Origin of the sequence: Streptosporangium sp. NBC_01469, assembly GCF_036227305.1 — a bacterium.
Taxonomy (GTDB): domain Bacteria; phylum Actinomycetota; class Actinomycetes; order Streptosporangiales; family Streptosporangiaceae; genus Streptosporangium.
Genome location: NZ_CP109465.1, coordinates 10,482,527 through 10,503,130 on the forward strand (window position 1 = coordinate 10,482,527; position 20,604 = coordinate 10,503,130).

Here is a 20,604-nt window from a genome sequence, read left to right on the forward strand (position 1 = left end):
GCTCTGCCGGTCGAACCGTTGAATCTCCCGGAGGTGAAAAGCGGAGTCCGAAGACACCCACTGCCGAGTAAGGGGTGCGGATCACGCGCTCGGAGAAGGCGCCGATGCCCCCGCTCGCCGTCCTCGAACGATGTGACACAGAACGTCGACCACTGTCACACCGGCATTCGCCCGGCTTGCGATCGCCATCACCTTGATGGGGCGTGTCCATGCTCTCGCGACCGGATACGGCATCCCACCGGCGGTCCGAGCTCAACCTGCGCCGCCAGTTCGGCGTGGTCGGCCAGGACCCCACCCTGTTCAGCGGCTCGATCCGGGAGAACATCGCGCTGAACCTCCCCGACGCGCCCCTGGAACGGGTGGTCGACGCGGCCGAGGCGGCGGCGCTGCACGAGGAGATCATGGCCATGCCGATGGGGTACGAGACGATGCTGACCGACGGCGGCGGCCTGTCCGGCGGCCGGCGCCAGCGGCTCTCCCTGGCCCGCGCCGTCCTGCCGAGGCCGAGGATCCTGCTGCTCGACGAGGCCACCAGCAACCTGGACGGCGCCACCGAGGCGGCCATCGAGTCCAACCTGTTCTGGCTCACCCAGACCCGGATCGTGATCGCCCACCGGCTGAGCACGATCCGGGACGCCGACCTGATCCTGGTGGTCGACTCCGGCCGCGTCGTCGAACGCGGCACCCACGACGAGCTGATGGCCACGGGCGGCAGGTACGCCGAACTCGTCTCCGCCCAGACCGCATCCGCCTGACCTCGCCGACGCGGCGTTCGTGGCCTCGATCCCCGGACCCCCGCGACCCGCGGTGCGGTTCGCGGGGACGGACGCGACGTGGAGCAGGACGGTGCTCCGGCCGGTGCGGCGCCCGGTGGCGGGACTTCTCGTTCCGTCGTTCCCCGACCCCGGCATCGATCGATGCCGGGGCCACCTCCGGACGGTCCGGGCGGGCGTGGAGGGTTACGCGATCATCCGACGGCGTAGGCGCGGGTGATCGTCTGGGTGAGGCTGCTGCCGGACGTGTCGGTCACCGTCGCCCGTAGCGAGACGAATCCCGGCGTGTTCGGGTTGGGCACCGTGGCGGTCCATCCCGAGGCGGCGGGAACGACCGGAATCCGGTGCCAGCTCGCGCCGTCGTCGGAGGACGTCTCCAGCCGGACGGACTTCACCGTCGCCTTGGGGGCACCCGGGTTGCGCTCGATCCACATGGGCAGCCGGGTCCGCGAACCGGGCTTGGCGTGGTTGAGGTCGTCGAGCCCGTCGGGGGCGTAGCGGACCGCTGTCAGCGGCAGCGGCTGTTCCTTGGCGGTGTTCGCCGAGCGGAACGTCCAGGTGGCGTCCACGGCCGTGGACAGCGTCGAGTGCGGCACCTGCCTGCGCGTCGACGCGCTCAGCGTGTACGCGGCGGATTCCGCGGGCAGGTCGGCGCGGAGCTCGCACGTCTCCAGCCGGTAGTAGGTGCAATCGGCGAGGTCGCTCTTGGCGATCACCTGTCCGTTCCTGGCGAGGGTGGCGGTACCGGTGGCCGCGCTGTCCGTCCCGGTCCTGCCGGCGGCGCCGTCGGCGAAGAGCGTGCCGGCGGAGAAGGCCAGCTTGTCGCCGGTACGACTGCCGCCGGGGATGGCGAACGAGGGGCCGGTGACCGCGGCGTTCCACGTCTCCCGGGTGTGCCCGCGCCTCGAAGCCCTGCCGCCGTCGGCCAGCACGGACGTGCCGACCTCAAGCATGCTGTCCCAGACCGGTCCCGGCGTCCGGTACTGGATGAGCGTGCCGGGCAGGCTCATGTTCTCCCGAAGCGCCGTGAGCGTCGTGTAGGACGCGCTGTCGGTGTCACGGAGCCGGGGCCCGGCGAGCGGGGTGCCCTGGGCCGCCACGCCCGACGCCCGGTAGGTCGCCGTCACCTTCGCGAGATCCCGCTGCCTGGCGGCGTACGCGGGATCCTCGGGGATCCCGCCGGTCCGGCGGTCGACGAGGCGGTAGACGTACGGGCTCGGCGACACGTCCCTGCTCTCCCAGACGGTTTCGATCATGTAGTTCAGTCCCGCCTTGCGTACGGGAACGAGGAAGACTCCCGTTTCGGCGGAACGCGTGAACCACGACCAGCCGAACGTCCACGGCCCGTAGCCCATCTGGAATCCGAAGTAACCTTGGGGCGCCGCGGTCGGGTCGTCGAGCGTGAACCGCGCCCGCTTTCCCTGACGTGCGTCCACCGTCACCCGCTGGTCGGCGGTGTCGACCTTCACCGTGGTGTGGCTGATCGTGAACCCGACCGTCCGCTCGTAGATGTCCGCGTAGAGGTTCCACTCACCCTTGGGCAGCCGGGCCCTGCCCACTCCGTCCCGGAAGGCCAGTTCACGGATGACGCCGGTGCCCGGGTCGTAGAACTGGGCGTAGGCGTCGACGGGTCGGCCCTGACTGTCGAGGGCGGTGACGGTCACGTCGTGGGACTCCGGCTCGACGAACGCGCCGGCCAGGGTGCGGATCACGCTCTGGCCCGACCTGGCGGTGACGGTCCCGGGGTAGTCGCCCGGCGCCTTGCCGCTCGCGTCGATGGTAAGCGTGACCGACGCCTCTCCTGCCGCGGGCACCTCGATCCGCTGGGCCGACAGCTTCAGCACCTCACCCTCGGCGGTCAGGTCAAGGGTGACCAGGGCGTCTCCGGAGTTGGCGTAGGTGATGGTCCTGGTCGCCGTCCGCCCGTCCTGACCGTCCCGGCGGTTCCGCCCGTCCTGTTCGTCCCGGCGGTCCTGCTCGTCCCGGCGGTCCTGCTCGTCCTGGCCGTCCTGGCCGTTCCAGGGGAAGGCGGCCCACACGTTGCCAGGCACGGCCACGACGGGCTGGGCGAGCGCGCGCACCAGGTCCACCCGCCCGGCGCCCTGCTGGTAGGTCGTCGCGCCCGTCGAGGGCGCGGCGCTGCCGATCAGTGCGGCCTTGAGCCGCTCACCGCTCCAGTCGGGGTGGCGCTGGGCGAGAATCGCGGCGGCCCCGGCCACGTGTGGCGCGGCCATGGAGGTGCCGCTCATCGCGACGTGGGCACCGTCGGCGGTGCCGGTGGCCGCAGCGGCGACGATGTCGACTCCCGGCGCCGTGACGTCCGGCTTGATCGCGTGATCACCCTCACGCGGTCCCGTACTGGAGAAACCGGCCAGCCGGTCCTCCCGATCGACGGCGCCGACCGTGAGGGCCGCGTCGGCGCTGCCGGGACTGCCTACCGGGCTCCCGCCGCTGTTTCCGGCGGCCACGACGAACAGCGTGCCGGTCTGGGCCGACAGCGTGTTCACCGCCTGCTCCACCGGGTCGATCTCCACCGTGTCCGGCCCACCGAGGCTCATGTTGACGACCTTGGCCTTGACCTCGACGGCGGCCCATTCCATCCCGGCCAGGATGGCGGATTCGGTCGGGCCGGAGGCACCACCCACCTTGCCCACGGCGAGCCGCGCGTCCGGCGCCACCCCCCGGTACCTCTCCCCGGCACCGGCGACAATCGAGGCGACGTGGGTGCCGTGACCGACGGTGTCGCGGATGTCGGAGTCCTCGCTGAAGTTGCGCTCCTGCGCCACCACACCCTTCAGATCGGGATGGTCGGGGTCGTAGCCGGAGTCGAGGATGGCGACCGTGACACCCTTACCGGTCATCCCCTGCTTCCACGCCTCGGTGGCGCCGATCTGCCTGGTGCTCCGGTCGAGGCCGAAGGAGCGGCGGCCGTCCAGCCAGATCTTCGCCTTTCCCGCGGCCATCGTGCGGGCCTGGGCGGTCAGCTCCTTCCACGTCTGGGCCGCGCCGCTCTTGGGGACGCGAAGCGTGGTCATACCGAGACCGCCGAGCTGCCGGGCATCCCGCACGCCCCTGAGCGCGGGAACCGAACCCTCGGCCGACTGCGTGATCACCGGGATGTCCCCCGTGTCGGCGTCGCCGTAGCGCCACGCCAGAAGCTGGGTGACGTCGAACAGCCGCCGGTCGAGCACGCCCTCGGCGACCAGTGCCCTGGCGTCGGACGGGATCACGTACAGGTGCCCCTCGCGAACCTGTCTTGTGAACCCCACCTGTCTGCCGGGGCCGGGTTCCACGCGATATCCCCCGCCGGTGACCACGACCCGGTCACCGGTGATCAGGGTCACGCTGCTCGCCTTCCCGGTCTCCGGTGGCTGGGCACCGGCCTGCCGGCCTTGCGCCGGCGTGATGCCGAGCGTTCCCGCCAGCAGGGCGGCGGCGAGTACGTTGCCTAAAATCATGGACTTCCTCTTCGGTAGCGGAGAGTGATTCACTTCTCGGGCTGTCCCAAGGGCCGCGTCATCCGCTCAAACGGCGACCCCGTCAGCCCCCCGGGGCCCGAAGCTCGCCGGGTCAGCCCGTCGCGCAGCCCTGCTTCTGGTTCAGCGTCTTCACCGTCTCGGCGGGCATCGGCGCGTCGGCGACCTGGAGGGAGGTCTTGCCGAACTTGATCAAAAAGCCGCCGGTCACGTACATGGAGTCGGGCACCGACGTCCTGACCTCCGGGTCCTGGCCCGGCTTGGCGGGATCGGGGTCAACGATCGCGAACTCGTCGACGACCAGCCCGCGCTCCTTCAGCATCGCCCGCACCTCGCTCACAGGCCTGTTGCGGAACGGCACGCAGTGCATGGGTTCGCCGCGCGAGTCGAAGCCGGTGATGACCTGGTACTCCTCACCGGGACGACCTTCCCGGCCGAGAATGACCTCCGCCGAACCGATGAAGTTCTTGAGGACCTTCACGCCGATCGGGCAGCCGGCCGGCTTTTCGCACTGTCCGGACCGGTCAATGGTCTTGATCTTGTCCTGGTGGACGAAGCCGTCCCGGACGTCGCCGCCGGGCGATCTGGGGACGACGTTGCCATCGGGCGAGTTCTGGACGATGTCGCCGACGCTGCTCGGCGACACGGGCACGACCCGCAGCGAGATGTCGAGGCCGGCCCCCCTCAGCTGGCTCTCGTACACCTCGGGCTGGGTGTACAGGTCCTTGACCTCGATGACGTAGTAGTCGCCCTCCTCCTTGATGTCGAGCGCGGAGGCGGGCGCGGTGCTCAGGATCGAGGGGATCGCCCAGCCCGCCGCCAGAACCGCCGCGGCGAGCGGGAGTGCGACGAGAGGGCGCCACCTCATGCGGGGGGTGGCGGGTACGGGCTCCGCATCCATGATCATGCTCATCATCTCCCGCGCGACCGGGGTCAGGCCGGGGCCCGGGTCGGGGGCGAGACGATTGACGACTTCGCCGACGTCGGTGTTCACGCGTTCTCCCCTGCGAGGCTGACGGCTCGCGAGCCGTATTTGTTGAGATCGACGTCGGCGGCGGCCAGCTCGACGGCGAGACGCTTGCGGGCGCGATGCAGGCGCTGCCGTACGGCCATGCGCGAGCAGCCCAGCACCTTGGCGATCTCGGCGTTGTCTAGCCCCTCCCAGCCGGCGAGCGACAGCAGTTCCCTGTCGTCGTCGGACAGGCGCATGAACGCTTCGCGGGTGACCTCGGGTACCTGGTTCACCACCGAGCCGGCCCAGGTGGTGAGCTCCTCGCGCAGGCGCAACGTCAGGGCCGCCCTGCGTGACTCGCCGCGGCGGTGGTTGGCCAGGGTGCGCCTGGCCACGCCGTACAGCCAGAGTCTGGCCCCGTCACCGGACGGCACGTCGGCGAGCCGCCGCCACGCCGTCGTGAACGTCTCCGCGATCACGTCGGCGGCGGCGTCGTGGTGGTCGGTGCGCCGCCGGACGTAGCTGGAGACTGCCGCGTAGTGCTCCGTATAGATCTCCTCGAAGCGCCGCCGGGGCTCCGGTACTCCCACATCCTCGTCCTTCCAGTACAGGAACGTCACATGAGAGTAGGTGTCCGGATATTTCGTGGTGTGACAGCAATTCAGACGGGCAACAGCAAGCGCCGAGGATGCGCGCGTCACCTCAGCGGCGGATCCGCCCGGCACCTGCGACGATCGGTGCCGCTCTCGGCGGGATCGGCGCGTTCGCCGAGGCGCTGTCGGCGCGGGGAACGGTTGTCCGCAGTCCCTGCCGTCGGCCCGGGTGGGGGCCCGTGATTGCGATCCGGGCTCCCGATAGGTCATCATGGCGGGCATGACCTACAGGAAGGGCGGCCACCGCCCCAGCCGGTGAACCCCGGCACGTGGAAGCTGGGCGACGATCCCCTCGATGATCGCCCCACCTTCCTCGCTCACGCGCTCGCGATGTCCCTGCGGTACGGCCCCGGCCCGTGGCCCGAGGAGGCCCACCGGCTCCCCGACGACCAGCCCCGCCCCACCGGCGACGAGCCGTTCATCAGCAGCGTCGTCATGGACGGCATCCAGACACATCACTTCGGTACCCAACCCGACGACGACGCCGTCGTCGAGATCGCCGGCCTGCTCGGCGGGCTCGTCACCGATGACCCCGCCCACGACGATCTGCTGCGGCTGCACGACCGGCTGGGCATCGTCTCGGCGCTCGGCATCGCCGACGATCTCATCGACCGGATCCGGCGACAACGACTTCCCAGAGACAGGATTGGCGCGGTCGGACGGCATCTGGCCGAGCACGGCACCCGCCGCGACGCCGTCAAGATCGGCATTGTGCTTCTCGGCGCCTGCGGGGACGAGCGGGACCGGGAGCTGTTGCTCCTGCTCGGCACGCTGGAGGAGCTCACCCTGTACGCGGCGGTCGCCCTGCGGCGCACCCAGCCCGACCACCAGCGCGCCACCTACGAACTGGCCCGCCGAGTGCGGGACTGGGGCCGCATCCACGCGGTGGAACGACTCAAGGGGTGCGACGATCCGCAGATCAAGGCCTGGCTGCTCCGCGACGGCTTCCGCAACGGGATCATGAACGAGTACCTGGCCCACCTCGCGGCCACGACCGGCGACCTGTACTCGGCCCTGCTGGAACCGGACGTCGACGACGCCTTGCTGGACGGCGCCGCGGGCATCCTGGCCGCTCTGGCGCTGGGCGGCCCGGCCGAGGACATGGGCGACTACGCCGACGCCGTACCGGCCATGCATCGCCTCGCCGACCTCCTCACCGACCGGCGGGCCACGCTCGGCAGGCTGGACGCCGTCCTGAGAATCCTGGCCTTCCTGCGCGAGCCCGGCGACGATCCACCCTGGCCGCCGGACGTGATCGCGCGACTCCGCCGCCGCTACGAGGACCTCGTCGTTCAACCTCGGTGGGACGACCTCGTGCTGGGGTGCCTGGCCGATCCACACCATGCCGATTTCAGCCGCGCGATGTGGGCCGCCGACGGACTTCGTCTGCGGGTGGTCCCGCAGATCGTCGCCCGCCTGAACACCGATCCGCTGGACGAGTTCGTCTGGTACCACGCCATCAGGCTCGCCACCGCCGAGGAGGCCGAACAGCTCAGCGACCTGGCCGAACGACTCCTTCCCCTGGCCGATCTGGCCGATGGGCCGGGGGACCACCTCGGCATCGGCGAGGAGTACAGGCCGGATCGAGCGCTGGAGTCCGTCGTGGGCGGGCTGAAGGCCTTCCCCGGCGTCGGGCTGGCGCTGATCGACGTGGCCCTGCGCAACCGGGTCACCCGGATCCGGCGCGCGGCCCTAGCCGCACTGACCACCTGGCCGACCTCAGCCGTACCGGACGAGGCAAGACACTGGATGCGGCGGGCGGCGTCGGTCGAACCGGACAAGGAGACCAGAACCGAGATGATCGATTTCCTTCGACGCTGATCAACCGGTCGGCGAGGCGTTCCCAGGACACGCGAAGGCCCCGGACGTGGCCTGAGGTCGTCGAGACCACTACGGAAACGTGCGGGGCCTGCTCATGGCCGGGGTGTGTCCGCTTCCCCGGTGCCAGAGCCAGGACCCCGCCGAAGCAACGGGGCCTTTGCGCGGGCTCTCCCGGAAACCCTTCGCGTTGGCCACCCACAGGCCCTTCACGTGAGCTTCCGGGAAACCCCGCGCGCGGGTTGTCCGGAGACGCCGACTAGCCGGAGACGCCGAGGCGCTCCAGGATGAGCTCGCGGGCGCGGCCCGCGTCGGCCTTGCCCCTGCTGGCCTTCATGACGCCGCCGACCAGGGCGCCGACGGCGGCGACCTTGCCGTTGCGGACCTTGTCGGCCGCGTCGGCGTTGCTCGCCAGGACCTGGTCGATGATCTCCATGAGCTCGCCCTCGTCGTTGACGATCTGCAGGCCGCGAGCGGCCACCACCTCGTCGGGAGAACCCTCGCCGTTCAGCACGCCCTCAAGCACCTGGCGGGCCAGCTTGTCGTTCAGCGCTCCCCCGGCGACCATCGCGCATACCCTGGCGATCTGGTCGGGGGTGATGCTCAGCGTGCTCAGCGGCAGACCGGTCTCGTTGGCGCGGCGGGCCAGCTCGCCCATCCACCACTTGCGGGCGTCCGCGGGCGGGGCGCCCGCGGCGACCGTCGCCTCGACCAGGGCGATGGCGTCGGCGTTGTGCATGGCCGCCATGTCCAGGTCGGAGACGCCCCACTCCTGCTGGAGCCGCTTGCGCCGGGTGCCCGGCAGCTCGGGCAGGGCGGCCTTGAGCGTGGCGACCCACGCCGGGTCGGGGGCGATCGGCACCAGGTCGGGCTCGGGGAAGTAGCGGTAGTCCTGCGCCTCCTCCTTGGAGCGTCCCGAGGTGGTGGTGCCGGTGTTCTCGTGGAAGTGGCGGGTCTCCTGGATGATCCGGCCGCCGTCGGCCAGGATCGCGGCCTGGCGCTCGATCTCGCCCCGCACGGAGCGCTCAACGCTGCGCAGCGAGTTGACGTTCTTGGTCTCGGTGCGGGTGCCCCACTCCGAGGAACCGCGCGGCATGAGGGAGACGTTCACGTCGAACCGCATGGAGCCCTCCTCCATGCGCACGTCCGAGACGCCGAGGCCACGCACCAGCTCGCGTAGCTCGATGCCGTACGCGCGGGCGACCTCGGGGGCGAGCCTGTCGGTCCCCGGGATCGGCTTCGTGACGATCTCCACCAGCGGGATGCCCGCCCGGTTGTAGTCGACGATCGAGTAGTCGGCACCGTGGATGCGGCCGGTCGCACCACCCACGTGGGTGGACTTGCCGGTGTCCTCCTCCAGGTGGACGCGCTCGATCTCGATCCTGACGGTCCTGCCGTCGACCTCGACGTCGAGGTAGCCGTCGAAGCAGAGCGGCTCGTCGTACTGGCTGATCTGATAGTTCTTCGGCATGTCCGGATAGAAGTAGTTCTTCCGGGCGAAGCGGCACCACTCGGCGATGGAGCAGTTGAGCGCCAGGCCGATGCGGATGGTCGCCTCGATCGCGGCGACGTTCGCCGTCGGCAGCGAGCCGGGCAGCGCCAGGCAGACCGGGCAGACGTGCGTGTTCGGCGGGGCACCGAACGTGGTCGGGCAGCCGCAGAACATCTTCGACACCGTGCCCAGCTCGACGTGCGTCTCCAGGCCCAGCACCGGCTCGAAGCGCTCCAGCGCCTCGTCGTACGGCATCAACGTCTCAGCGCTCATTGTCGTTCACCGCTCCTCGCTCGCTACGCGGAGCGCTCGTTCCTCGCGCGCCACTGCGCTCACTGCGTCGGGTTCTCTCAGCGCTCATCGTCGCTCACCATTTTCTGCTTCATAGATAACCAAGTCCCTTCAACGCGTTTCTCGTCTCGGCCACCCAGTTCGCGTAGGCGGGCACCTGGGCCAGAACGGCGAGGTCGATGTTGCGTCCTATGTACTCGAAGTAGTCGCGGGCCGGCTTGCCGCGCCGGGGGACGGTCGTGGCCAGCACCCCGGCCGGGTCGGAGATCCTCTCGACATCGCGGGGCCGCGCGGGCAGCCTGCTGAGGTCGCTGCCCTCCAGTTTCGCCCATGCGGCGGGGTCGGCGAGCAGCCAGCCCTCCGTCTCGCCCAGCCCGATCACCGGCACCAGGTAGTGGGAGTGGTAGCGGACACCGTCCCTGCGGCGGCGCTCCCGCTCGTCGTCGTGCGTGAAGAGCAGGTGGCAGTCGGCGGCGAGCTCCTCCAGCGCGGTGACCATGTGCTCCCGGTCGCAGGAGAGGACCTCCGTCGCCTCGACGTCGACGGCGTACGGCGACATCCAGGTGAGCTCGCGCAGCTGCCTGGAGATCACGATGCCGAGGAAGCCCTCGTCGGCCTCCCCCTCCGCGATGAGCCCCGGAACCAGCGGGCGGCTGCTCATGCCGCCGCGCCCAGGTATTTGCGGACCTGCCGGGGCGAGACGAACGTGCCCGGCTCGCCGTCCGGCTGGATCGGCTTGGCCACGGTCACCCGCGACACCCGGTCGTTGTCGGGGTCGACGCGGACCGCGGTGTCGAGGAACGTCAGCGCGTCCGGCTCGGTCCGGTAGACCTCCGCGACGACGATCGGGGACTGGCTGGTGAGGATGAGCTGCCGCAGCGGCTCGGGACCCCCCGGCACGGTGATCCGGCGGCGCACCCGCCGGAGCAGCTCACCGAGACGAGCCGGATGGACACCGTTCTCGATCTCCTCCACCAGCAGCGTGCCCGGGTGATCGGGGTCGTGCAGGGCGGCGAGCAGGCCGAGGATCCGCAGGGTGCCGTCGGACAGCAGCGCCGCCGGAACCACCCCCTGGCCGTCGACGAGCAGGTCGAAGGAGCACTCCCCGCGCTCGACGCGCGGCACCAGCCCGGTGACGTCGGGGACCACCCCCGCGAGATCGGCCGCGAGATCGGCCAGCGCCTCCGTGCCGGCCATCCGCCCGAGCACCGCGGCCAGGTTCGCGCCGTCGGCCGCGAGCGGCCCCCGGTTGGCCGAGGGGCAGCGGCGGCGCATCGCCGCCGGTGACGGCGAGTATCGGCGCCACGACTGGACCGTACGGCGGGGCGTGCCCTGCGGGTCGGGGTCCTCGACCATGAGCTCCAGCAACTCCTCGGGGATCCGCTGGACCGCGTGGCTGACGACGGCCCCGCTGGATCTGGGGATCTTCAGCACCATCTCCGCGCCCACGTCGAACCTGATCGGCACCACGGAGCCCGGCTCCGGGGTGACCAGCGCCTCCACCGAGACGACGAACCCGGGCACCGCCGAGCCGTGGGCGACCCGGTGGAACTGCTCGCCCGGCAGCCCGCGGGTCGCGCCGAGCAGCCCGCCGGAACCTTCGATCTCGGCCGCCACGAACCCCACGGCGTCGAAGAGGTTCGACTTGCCGCTCGCGTTGGGACCGACCAGCGCGAGGAAGGGCGGCACATCGAGATCGAAGCTCAAGAAGGACTTGAACCCGTCGATCTCGATCCGAGTGATCATGCCGCCGTTCTCCCTGTCACCTGTCGCCCCCTCGCCCTAGCCCCACGGTTCCGGAAAAGCCCTACAGCTCCGGGGCTCTGGACAGCAGGTCGCCGCCCCATCGGCTCTGGAGGGCCTTCTCGACCGCCGCGCCGACCCGGTAGCAGCGGTCGTCGCCGAGCACCGGGGCCATGATCTGCAGACCGACCGGCAGGCCGTCCTCGTCCGCCAGGCCGCACGGCACGGAGATGGCCGCGTTGCCCGCCAGGTTGGTCGGGATGGTGCACAGGTCGGCCAGGTACATCGCCATGGGGTCGTCGGCGCGCTCGCCGATCGGGAACGCCGTGGTGGGCGTCGTCGGCGAGATGAGCACGTCCACCTGCTGGAAGGCGGCCTCGAAGTCGCGCGCGATGAGCGTGCGGACCTTCTGCGCCTGCCCGTAGTAGGCGTCGTAGTAACCGCTGGACAGCGCGTACGTGCCGAGGATGATGCGGCGCTTGACCTCGGGGCCGAAGCCCTGGGCCCGGGTCAGGGCCATGACCTCCTCGGCGCTGCGGGTGCCGTCGTCGCCGACGCGCAGGCCGTATCGCATGGCGTCGAAGCGGGCCAGGTTGGAGGAGCACTCCGAGGGGGCGATGAGGTAGTACGCCGGGAGGGCGGTGGTGAACGACGGGCAGGAGACCTCGAAGACCTTCGCGCCCAGCGACTCCAGCAGCTCCACGGTCTCGTGGAAGCGCGCGAGCACGCCCGCCTGGTAGCCGTCGCCGCCGAACTCCTTGACCACGCCGATGCGCAGCCCCGCCACGTCGCCGTTGCGCGCCGCCTCCACGACCGAGGGCACCGGGGCGTCGACGGAGGTGGAGTCCATGACGTCGTGCCCGGAGAACGCCTCGTGCAGCAGCGCCGCGTCGAGCACGTTTCGGGCGAAGGGGCCCGGCGTGTCGAGCGAGCTGGCGAAGGCGATCAGGCCGTAGCGGGACGAGCCGCCGTAGGTGGGCTTCATGCCCACGATGCCGGTGACCGCGGCGGGCTGGCGGATCGAGCCGCCGGTGTCGGTGCCGGTGGACAGCGGGGCCTCGTACGCGGCGACCGCGGCGGAGGAGCCGCCGGAGGAGCCGCCGGGGATGCGCGACAGATCCCACGGGTTGTGGGTGACGCCGTACGCCGAGTTCTCGGTGGAGGAGCCCATCGCGAACTCGTCGAGGTTGGTCTTGCCGAGGATCACCAGCCCGGCCTCACGCAGGCGGCGGGTCACGGTCGCGTCGTACGGCGGCTTCCAGCCCTGGAGGATCTTCGATCCGGCCGTGGTCGGCATGTCCTTGGTGGTGAAGACGTCCTTGTGCGCGATCGGCACCCCGGCCAGCGGGCCGAGCTCCTCGCCGGCGGCCCTGCGGGCGTCGACGGCGCGCGCCTGCCCCAGGGTCGTCTCGGCGTCGATGTGGAGGAAGGCGTTGACCTTCGGCTCGACAGCGGCCATCCGGTCGAGGTGGGCCTGGGCGACCTCGACGGCGGAGACCTCGCCACTCGCGATCAGCGCGCCCAGGTCTGCGGCGGACTTGCGGATGAGGCTCATGCTTCCTCCCCGAGAATGCGCGGGACGCGGAAGCGGCCGTCCTCGACCGCCGGGGCGCCGGACAGCGCCTCCTCCGGCGTCAGACTGGGTCGTACCTCGTCGGGGCGGTAGACGTTGGTGAGCGGGAGCGCGTGCGAGGACGGCGGGATGTCGTCGGCCGCCACCTCGGCGACGCGGGCGACCGCACCGATGATCACATCGAGCTGGGCGGCGAAGTGGTCGAGCTCCTCGTCGGCCAGCGCCAGCCGGGACAGCCGGGCGAGGTGAGCGACCTCGTCGCGGGTTATGGCGGACATGAGTCGTTGAACCCGTTTCGTGGAATGGCAATTGGACACTGTCATCCTATGGCTCGCGACCTGAGGGTCCCGACTCATTAACACCGCCGCAACCAAGCGAAGATCTCTTACTCGAAGCGGTCAGACCGTCCCCGGGCCGTCGGACCCGGAGGAAGCGGCCCCGGAGCCCCCGCCACGGGTCCGCGATCATGCTCTCGGCGGTCCCGACCGGTCAATCACCTCCCGGCACGACTCCGCGACATTCCGGCGGGGAGCGTACGTGCCAACGGGTGCCGTCACCCCCGGACGGCCGCTCACACGGGTTCTTCCATCGACTCCGGGGAAGACTCACGGGTCGTACTTCGGCCGCCGTGGATATAGGAGCGTACTTCGTCGAAGTACGCTCCTACTTCCACTGGAGATACTATCGCTGTCGATAGTATCTCCAGTGGAAGTATCGCCGATGGAAGTATTCGGGGGAGCGCGTGGGCCAGTTCATCGGCAGGGAGCAGGAGCTGGCGACTCTCGGTTCCCTGCTCGACCGTGTCCGGGCGGAGGCGACGACCGGACGTCCCGGGCAGTGCGTGCTGATCCGAGGACGCAGACGGATCGGCAAGTCGGCCCTGGCCGAGGAGTTCATCGGCCGCAGCGGCCTGCCGTCGCTCTTCTACACCTCGGCGCGGGCGGACGCTCAGAGCGAGCTCCACCAGCTCACAGCGGATGTCGCGATGTCGGACCTGCCGGGCAGGAACGCGTTCTCCGAGATGGCGCCCAGCACTTGGAACGGAGCGCTGCAACTGCTGGCGGACGCGCTTCCCGACGACAGCCCGTCCATCGTCGTGATCGACGAGGTTCCCTATCTCATGGACCGCGTGGACGCCTTCGAGGGACTGCTCCAGCGTGCCTGGGACCGGTTCCTCAGCCGCAAGCCCGTTCTGCTGATCCTCATCGGATCCGACCTGTCCATGATGGAGGCGCTGAACAGTTACGAGCGGCCCTTCCACCAGCGCGGCACCGAGATGATCGTCGGGCCGCTCAACCCCCGTGAGATCCAGCAGATGCTCCGTCTCACCGCCGCCGACGCGTTCGACGCGGCCCTCGTCACCGGCGGCCTCCCGCTCGTCTGCGGGGAGTGGCCCCGCGGAGCGTCGCTCTGGGAATACCTGCACGTCGCGCTGACGAACCCGGTCTCGGCCCTTCTGGTGTCCGCCGAGCGTTCCCTCGCGGCCGAATTCCCCTCCGCCGCCCAGGCGAGTGAGGTGCTGCGGGCCATCGGCAGCGGCGAGCGCACGTTCACCAACATCGCCAGAAGCGCGGGCGGGATCTCACACAGCACCCTCTCCAGGGCGGCCGAGCTTCTGATCTCCAAAGGGATCGTCACCGGCGAGCTGCCGCTGTCCCCCCGTCCCTCCAAGGATCGCCGATACCGCGTGACCGACGCCTATCTACGTTTCTGGCTTCACTTCCTCCGGCCGCACATGCCAGAGATAGAGCGCCGCAGGGGTGACCTGACCATGCGGCGGGTCGCCTCACAGTGGAGCACCTGGCGGGGGCGAGCCGTGGAACCCCTCATACGAGAGTCACTGGCCCGGCTGCTCCCCGACGACAGATTGCCCGAAGCACCCGCGATCGGCTCCTACTGGACCAGGAGCAACGGCGTGGAGATCGACATCGTGGGCGCGGACAGGGGGCCGATCGCCCGGCGGCTGTGCTTCCTGGGGTCGATCAAGTGGCTGGAGAACGCCTCGTTCGACGACCGTGACCTCGCCGCGCTGGCCAGGCACCGGGCGGCCCTGACGGACGAGTTGGTCCCGCTCGTCGCGGTCTCGCGCGGCGGAGTCTCCTGCTCCGGCCTCACCGCCGCGTACGGCCCCGACGATCTCATCCGGGCGTGGACCCGGCCGGCTCGACCCGGGGCAGGGACATCCGGCGCCTGAACGTCCCGGCCGGTATGACGACCGGACCCCGAGGCCGGGCTAAGCCCTCTGAGGGTCGAGGATCTCGGTGGGGCGCAGGAAGCCGAGGTCGTGGGTGGCGAGGGCCCGATGTTTGCGCAACCATACGGTCGCGTCGGCGGCGGACATGGGTTCGGCGAACAGCCAGCCCTGGCCCAGATCGCAGCCCATGGCGGCCAGGCGGGCGGCCACCTCGGCGGACTCGACACCCTCGGCGACCGAGCGCAGGCCGAGGGAGCGGACCAGGTCGACGATGGAGCGGACGATCCGCTCGTCGTCCTTGGACTCGCCCATGCGGCGGACGAACGAGGAGTCGATCTTGACCTCGGCGACCGGGAGGCGCTGCAGGCGGACCAGCGAGGAGTAGCCGGTGCCGAAGTCGTCCAGCGCGAGCGGCACCCCCAGCGCGGTCAGGGCGCGGACGGCGCCGTCGGTGTAGGCCTGGTCGGTCATCAGGATGCGCTCGGTGACCTCCAGCTGGATCGCCTTGGGCGGCAGCCGGTATCGCGCCAGCCCCTCTCCCAGCTGGTCGGAGAGGGCGCAGTCGAGAAGGTCGCGGGCCGAGACGTTGACGGAGATCTGCTCGTGCAGGCCGGTGTGCCACCAGTGGGCGGCCTGCTCCAGCGCCGCGTCGATGACGTATCCGGTGAGATGGCGCATCAGATAGGACTGCTCGGCCATCGGCACGAACTCCCCGGGAGGGATCATTCCCCGCTCCGGGTGACGCCACCGCAGCAGTGCCTCCACCCCCCGGACCTGCCCTCCGGCCAGGTCGAGCTTGGGCTGGTAGTGCAGCCGCAGCTCGGAGCGGTCGATGGCCCTGCGCAGGTCGCCGAGGAGGTTGAGCCGCTCGGGACTGTTGCGGTCCTTGTCGGCGGCGTAGATCTCGACCCCGGTCCTGCCCTCCTTCGCGAGATACATCGCCACGTCGGAGCGCTGCAGGAGCATCTCGAAGTCGGGCGCGTGGTCGGGGTAGATGGCGATGCCGAACGAGGCGTCCAGGTCGAAGCTCATGCCCTCCAGCCGGACCGGCTCGGTGATCGCCACCCGCAGGCGCGCCGCCACCTCCCTGGCCGCCGCGGCGTCCCTGACCGAGGGCAGCAGGACGGCGAACTCGTCGCCGCCGAGCCTGGCCACCACGTCGCCGGGACGGACACTGTGGGTGAGCCGGTGCGCGACCAGCTGCAGGAGCCGGTCACCGACCGGGTGCCCGAGGGTGTCGTTGATCTCCTTGAACCGGTCGAGATCGAGCAGGAACAGGCCGACCCGCTCACCCTCCCGCGCCTCGGCGAGCGCCTCCTCCGTGCTGAGCACGAGCATCTTGCGGTTGGGCAGCCCGGTCAGCACGTCGTGCGTCGCCTGGTGGTCGCGGCGGACCGACATGGTGGCGGTGAAGTAGACCGCCACCATCGGGGCCAGGAAGAGCGGCACCAGGGCCGGCGAGTGGTTCATCACCACCACGACGAGCGGGGCCAGGCCGAGCAGCCCGGCGTAGACGAGGCTCTGGTGGCCGATCGTGGTCCTGATCACCCGGTGGATCGACCTGCGCTCGTGCAGCGCCACCGCGCCGGAGACCAGCAGGGCCCGGACCGTGAAGTAGGTGAGCCCGGCCAGCCCGATCGCCAGGAGGTCGGACCCCTCCGGCACCCCTGAGGTCACCGTGACGGGCCGGTCGCCGAACAGCCCGAGCACCAGCCAGGCCGCGGTGCAGGCCAGTGTCACCTGCGCGATGTTGAACATGGTCCGATGGCACGCCTTGCGGGTGACGGCCCCGTTGACGACCATGGCGACCGCCTGCAGCAGCACGGCGACGGGCAGGCCGTAGTGGAGCAGCGCGGCGAAGGTGAACATGGTCGACGGGTATGTGCCGCCCACCGTCATCGACGACGACAGGACCACCGGCCGCAGCTCGCCCAGCACGACCAGGGCCGCGAGCATCCAGAACAGCGGACTGCGGACGAGCTCCGCGGCCTCGGCCACGTCTATGCGCAGCTGGGACACGACGAGGGTGGTGAACCCGATCGTGATGACGGCGGCGAGGTAGGCCCAAAGGGGCGTTCCCGGTCGCGGTCCGGTGTCGCGAGTGTCGGTTGGGTCGGCCATGAGTAACAAAACCCCCATTAGTTCACTATGGGAGAGTACGGCCTGCGGGCCACTTCGCGGAACCGATTGCGCACGTTCCGTCACTGACAATTCGCACGTTTTTGAGACACAAGCGTGGACGACCCACTATTCCTCGGGCCTCACCGTGACCTCCGACGCCGCCTCGGGCCCCTCCGCCAGCAGAACCCGCAGGCCGGCCTCGTCGAGGATCGGCACGCCGAGCTTGACCGCCTTGTCGAACTTGGAACCGGCGTTCTCCCCCACCACCACGAAGGAGGTCTTCTTCGACACCGACGCCGAGACCTTGCCGCCCCGGCCGGCCAGGGCCTCGCCCGCCTCGTCGCGGGTGAAGTCGGCGAGCGTGCCGGTCACCACGAAGGTCAGGCCGGCCAGGGTCTGCGGGAGCTGCTCGGCCGGGGGGTCGTCGACCATCCGCACCCCGGCGGCCGCCCACCGGTCGACGATCTCCCGGTGCCAGTCGACCGTGAACCAGTCGTGAATCGCCGCGGCCACGCGCGGGCCGACCCCCTCGACGGCGGCGAGCTCCTCCTCGGAGGCCTCCGCGATCGCGGGGATCGAGCGGAACTCGTCGGCGATCGCCTGGGCCGTCGGGGGGCCGACGTGCCGGATGGAGAGCGCGACGAGCACCCGCCAGACCGGCTGGCTCTTGGCCTTCTCCAGCTGCTCCAGCATCTTCTCGGCGTTCTTGCTCGGCTCGCCGCTCTGGTTGGCGAAGAAGGTGACGACCTTCTGCTCGCCGCTCTCGGGATCGGTCCTGGGCAGGCCGGTGTCGGGGTCGCGGACCACCGACCTGATCGGCAGCAGCTGCTCCATCGTCAGGTCGAACAGGTCCGCCTCGGTGCGGACCGGCGGCTCCTGCGGCGGCAGCGGCTGGGTCAGCGCGGTGGCCGCCACGTAGCCCAGCCCCTCGATGTCGAACGCCCTGCGCCCGGCCGCGAAGAAGATGCGCTCGCGGAGCTGGGCGGGGCACGCCATGGTGTTGGGGCAGCGCAGGTCGGCGTCGCCCTCCTTCTCGTACGCCAGCTCGGTGTCGCACTCCGGGCAGCGCTCCGGCATCACGAACTCGCGCTCGGTGCCGTCGCGCAGGTCGACGACCGGGCCGACGATCTCGGGAATGACGTCGCCCGCCTTGCGCAGCACCACGGTGTCGCCGATCAGCACGCCCTTGCGCGCCACCTCGGAGGCGTTGTGCAGCGTGGCCCGCTCGACCGTGGAACCCGCCACGACGATCGGCTCCATCACGCCGTACGGCGTGACCCGGCCGGTGCGGCCCACCGCGACCTGGATGTCGAGGAGCCTGGTGTTGACCTCCTCCGGCGGGTATTTGTAGGCGATCGCCCAGCGCGGGGCCCGGCTGGTGGAGCCCAGGTTGTTCTGCAGCTCGATGCGGTCGACCTTGACCACGACGCCGTCGATCTCGTAGGCCGGGTCGTGGCGGTGCTCGCGGTAGAACTCGATGAAGGCGTCGATGCCGTCGAGATCGTCGACGACCCGGTAGAGGTCGCTGACCGGCAGGCCGAACCCCCTGAGCCGTTCGTAGACCTCCGACTGGGTGCGGGGCGGGGCGGCGCCCTCCCACCTGCCGACCCCATGAACGATCATGTACAGCGGCCGCTGCGCGGTGACCCGGGGGTCCTTCTGCCGCAGGGAGCCCGCCGCGGAGTTGCGCGGGTTGGCGAACGGGGCCTTGCCCGCCTCGACCAGCTGCTCGTTGAGCTTCCCGAACTCCTCGACGGGGATGTAGACCTCGCCCCTGACCTCCACCACGTCGGGCACGTCGTCACCGGTCAGGCGGTGCGGGATGTTGGCGATGGTGCGGACGTTGGCCGTCACGTCGTCGCCGACACGGCCGTCGCCCCTGGTCGCCCCCCGGATCAGGCGCCCCTTCTCGTAGAGCAGCGCGATCGCCAGACCGTCGATCTTCAGCTCGCACAGGTAGGGCGCGGGGTCGCGCTCGGCCAGCCGCTGGGCCCTCGCCTGCCAGGAGGCGAGGTCGTCGGCGTTGAAGGCGTTGTCGAGGCTCTCCATGCGCTGCAGGTGCTTGACCGGGGTGAAGTCGCTGGAGATCGGCGCGCCGATCTTCTGGGTGGGCGAGTCGGGCGTGCGGAGGGTGGGGCTCTCCTCCTCCAGCTCGCGCAGCTCGCGCATCCACCCGTCGTACTGGGCGTCGCTCACGGTGGGCGAGTCGAGCACGTGGTAGCGCCAGTTGGCCTCCTCGACCAGCTCGGTCAGCTCCGCGTGCCGCTCCAGCGCCGACACCGGCACACCCTCGACCTCAGCGCCCATCGCCCGCTTCTCCCATCGTCGTGGCCCAAGACAAACGTATCTTCGAGCACCGACAACGCGACCCCGGCATTGCCCCGAGTTGGACAAGCCCTCGCCGCTCTCGTACGGCACCGGCCGGACACCGTACGGGAACGGGCACGGGATCACTCGCCGGGGTCGTCCCGCAGCACGCCGGCGGCCTTGCGGCAGGCGGCCAGGGCGGCCCTGGCGTAGCCGGGCGAGGCCCCGGCCAGGCCGCAGGCGGGGGTGAGCACGACCTGCGAGGCCAGGGTCGAGGTGGGGAAGCCGAGGCGGCGCCAGAGCTCGACGGCGGGCTTGGCGACCACGTCGACGTCCGGGATCCTGGAGTCCACGCCCGGCAGGACACCGAGGAACAGGGCGGTCCCGGCCTCGACGGTCTCGCCGATCGCGTCCTCGTCGCGCCTCCTCATGAGGTGGGTGTCCAGCGAGACGCCCCCCACGCCCGCCGTGCGCAGGACCCCGAAGGGCACGCCGGGGGCGCAGCAGTGCACGACCGTGAACGTCCCCTCGGGGAGCACCGCCCCGAGCCGGTCGGCGACGATCTGGCGGTCGACGGCGGCCAGCCGCCCGAAGCCCGAGGCGGTCGGCACCGTGCCCATGAGGACGCCGGGCAGCCCCGGCTCGTCGATCTGCACCACGATCTGCGAGGCGCCGGGCACCCTGCGGCGCACGTCGGCGACGTGCGCGGCGAGTCCCTCGGTCAGGGAGTCCACCAGGTCGCGCACCGCCCCCGGGTCGGCGAGCGTCTTGTCGCCGTACCGGAGCTCGATCGCCCCCGCCAGCGTCCACGGCCCGCACACCTGGATCTTGAAGGGCCCCTCGTATCCCTGGGCCACCTCCTCCAGCCCGTCGAGGTCGCGTACGAGATGGTCGCGGGCGCGCTTGAAGTCGCGGCCCGGCCGGTCGGCGAACCGCCAGCCCGACGGTTGCACCTCGACGGGCATCTCCAGCAGGAGCGACGCGGTGCGGCCGATCATGTCGGCGCCGACACCGCGGGCGGGCAGCTCCGGCAGGTACGGCAGCGCGGGCGACTCCCCGAAGGCGACCCTGACCGCCTCGGCGTGGTCCTCCCCCGGATGCGACCCGATGCCGGTCGCGGTCGCCTCGCCCCATGGGTACTGGCTCATTGACTGCTCCTGGTCTCGCGTCCGAACGTGGGCGACGCTCACCGGTGTCCGCCCGGCTCCCCC

14 protein-coding genes are annotated in these 20,604 nt (G+C 70.7%); 3 read left to right on the top strand and 11 right to left on the bottom strand.

Annotated elements, in window-relative coordinates; translation table 11 throughout:
- The first annotated feature begins 209 nt into the window (after positions 1-209).
- Entirely contained in the window at positions 210-755 is a 546-nt protein-coding gene (locus OG587_RS45770; protein WP_329085288.1) for an ATP-binding cassette domain-containing protein, read from the top strand.
- A 212-nt stretch (positions 756-967) separates the two neighbouring features.
- Here OG587_RS45770 and OG587_RS45775 read toward each other — a convergent pair whose 3' ends face one another.
- From OG587_RS45775 to OG587_RS45785, 3 genes are all read right to left on the bottom strand, one after another.
- Positions 968-4,231 (bottom strand): S8 family serine peptidase, encoded by a 3,264-nt coding sequence (locus OG587_RS45775; RefSeq protein WP_329085289.1) that lies wholly within the window; start codon positions 4,229-4,231, stop codon positions 968-970.
- A gap of 112 nt (positions 4,232-4,343) precedes the next feature.
- A complete protein-coding gene (locus tag OG587_RS45780) occupies positions 4,344-5,243 on the bottom strand; it encodes a hypothetical protein (protein WP_329085290.1) in 900 nt (299 codons plus the stop codon).
- Complete coding sequence (locus tag OG587_RS45785; RefSeq protein ID WP_329085291.1) at positions 5,240-5,821, bottom strand: RNA polymerase sigma factor; 582 nt, start codon at positions 5,819-5,821, stop codon at positions 5,240-5,242. Before OG587_RS45785 ends, OG587_RS45780 begins: the two co-directional genes overlap by 4 nt.
- A 288-nt stretch (positions 5,822-6,109) precedes the next feature.
- Here OG587_RS45785 and OG587_RS45790 point away from each other — a divergent pair, with 288 nt between their 5' ends.
- Entirely contained in the window at positions 6,110-7,675 is a 1,566-nt protein-coding gene (locus OG587_RS45790; RefSeq protein WP_329085292.1) for a hypothetical protein, read from the top strand.
- Between the two features lie 256 nt (positions 7,676-7,931).
- Here the strand turns inward: OG587_RS45790 and gatB are convergent, their stop codons facing one another.
- From gatB to gatC, 5 genes are all read right to left on the bottom strand, one after another.
- Positions 7,932-9,437 (bottom strand): Asp-tRNA(Asn)/Glu-tRNA(Gln) amidotransferase subunit GatB, encoded by a 1,506-nt coding sequence (gatB, locus tag OG587_RS45795; RefSeq protein WP_329085293.1) that lies wholly within the window; start codon positions 9,435-9,437, stop codon positions 7,932-7,934.
- A 109-nt stretch (positions 9,438-9,546) separates the two neighbouring features.
- Positions 9,547-10,116, bottom strand: coding sequence for a hypothetical protein (locus OG587_RS45800; protein WP_329085294.1), 570 nt, complete (start codon positions 10,114-10,116; stop codon positions 9,547-9,549).
- Positions 10,113-11,201, bottom strand: coding sequence for an AAA family ATPase (locus OG587_RS45805; RefSeq protein ID WP_329085295.1), 1,089 nt, complete (start codon positions 11,199-11,201; stop codon positions 10,113-10,115). The genes OG587_RS45800 and OG587_RS45805 overlap by 4 nt, the downstream gene beginning before the upstream one ends.
- Positions 11,202-11,262: 61 nt before the next feature.
- Positions 11,263-12,753, bottom strand: coding sequence for an Asp-tRNA(Asn)/Glu-tRNA(Gln) amidotransferase subunit GatA (gene gatA / locus OG587_RS45810; protein WP_329085296.1), 1,491 nt, complete (start codon positions 12,751-12,753; stop codon positions 11,263-11,265).
- Positions 12,750-13,049 carry an Asp-tRNA(Asn)/Glu-tRNA(Gln) amidotransferase subunit GatC gene (gene gatC, locus OG587_RS45815; protein WP_329085297.1) on the bottom strand — a complete coding sequence of 100 codons (300 nt, stop codon included), beginning with the start codon at positions 13,047-13,049 and terminating at the stop codon, positions 12,750-12,752. Before gatC ends, gatA begins: the two co-directional genes overlap by 4 nt.
- 464 nt (positions 13,050-13,513) lie before the next feature.
- Between gatC and OG587_RS45820 the strand changes: the two genes are divergently transcribed.
- Positions 13,514-14,965 carry an ATP-binding protein gene (locus tag OG587_RS45820; protein WP_329085298.1) on the top strand — a complete coding sequence of 484 codons (1,452 nt, stop codon included), beginning with the start codon at positions 13,514-13,516 and terminating at the stop codon, positions 14,963-14,965.
- A gap of 39 nt (positions 14,966-15,004) precedes the next feature.
- Here the strand turns inward: OG587_RS45820 and OG587_RS45825 are convergent, their stop codons facing one another.
- The 3 genes from OG587_RS45825 to OG587_RS45835 form a co-directional block, all read right to left on the bottom strand.
- Positions 15,005-17,086 (bottom strand): putative bifunctional diguanylate cyclase/phosphodiesterase, encoded by a 2,082-nt coding sequence (locus tag OG587_RS45825; protein ID WP_329085299.1) that lies wholly within the window; start codon positions 17,084-17,086, stop codon positions 15,005-15,007.
- Positions 17,087-17,212: 126 nt separating this feature from the next.
- Entirely contained in the window at positions 17,213-19,393 is a 2,181-nt protein-coding gene (ligA, locus tag OG587_RS45830) for an NAD-dependent DNA ligase LigA (RefSeq protein ID WP_329085300.1), read from the bottom strand.
- Positions 19,394-19,536: 143 nt separating this feature from the next.
- Positions 19,537-20,541, bottom strand: coding sequence for a methionine synthase (locus OG587_RS45835; protein WP_329085302.1), 1,005 nt, complete (start codon positions 20,539-20,541; stop codon positions 19,537-19,539).
- Positions 20,542-20,604 lie beyond the last annotated feature (63 nt).

Excerpts from the sequence above, each read along its gene's own strand:
- OG587_RS45770 (WP_329085288.1), top strand. The coding sequence starts at position 210 with ATGCTCTCGCGACCGGATACGGCATCCCACCGGCGGTCCGAGCTCAAC.
- OG587_RS45775 (WP_329085289.1), bottom strand. The coding sequence starts at position 4,231 with ATGATTTTAGGCAACGTACTCGCCGCCGCCCTGCTGGCGGGAACGCTC.
- gatB (WP_329085293.1), bottom strand. The coding sequence starts at position 9,437 with ATGAGCGCTGAGACGTTGATGCCGTACGACGAGGCGCTGGAGCGCTTC.
- OG587_RS45800 (WP_329085294.1), bottom strand. The coding sequence starts at position 10,116 with ATGAGCAGCCGCCCGCTGGTTCCGGGGCTCATCGCGGAGGGGGAGGCC.
- OG587_RS45805 (WP_329085295.1), bottom strand. The coding sequence starts at position 11,201 with ATGATCACTCGGATCGAGATCGACGGGTTCAAGTCCTTCTTGAGCTTC.
- gatA (WP_329085296.1), bottom strand. The coding sequence starts at position 12,753 with ATGAGCCTCATCCGCAAGTCCGCCGCAGACCTGGGCGCGCTGATCGCG.
- gatC (WP_329085297.1), bottom strand. The coding sequence starts at position 13,049 with ATGTCCGCCATAACCCGCGACGAGGTCGCTCACCTCGCCCGGCTGTCC.
- OG587_RS45825 (WP_329085299.1), bottom strand. The coding sequence starts at position 17,086 with ATGGCCGACCCAACCGACACTCGCGACACCGGACCGCGACCGGGAACG.
- ligA (WP_329085300.1), bottom strand. The coding sequence starts at position 19,393 with ATGGGCGCTGAGGTCGAGGGTGTGCCGGTGTCGGCGCTGGAGCGGCAC.
- OG587_RS45835 (WP_329085302.1), bottom strand. The coding sequence starts at position 20,541 with ATGAGCCAGTACCCATGGGGCGAGGCGACCGCGACCGGCATCGGGTCG.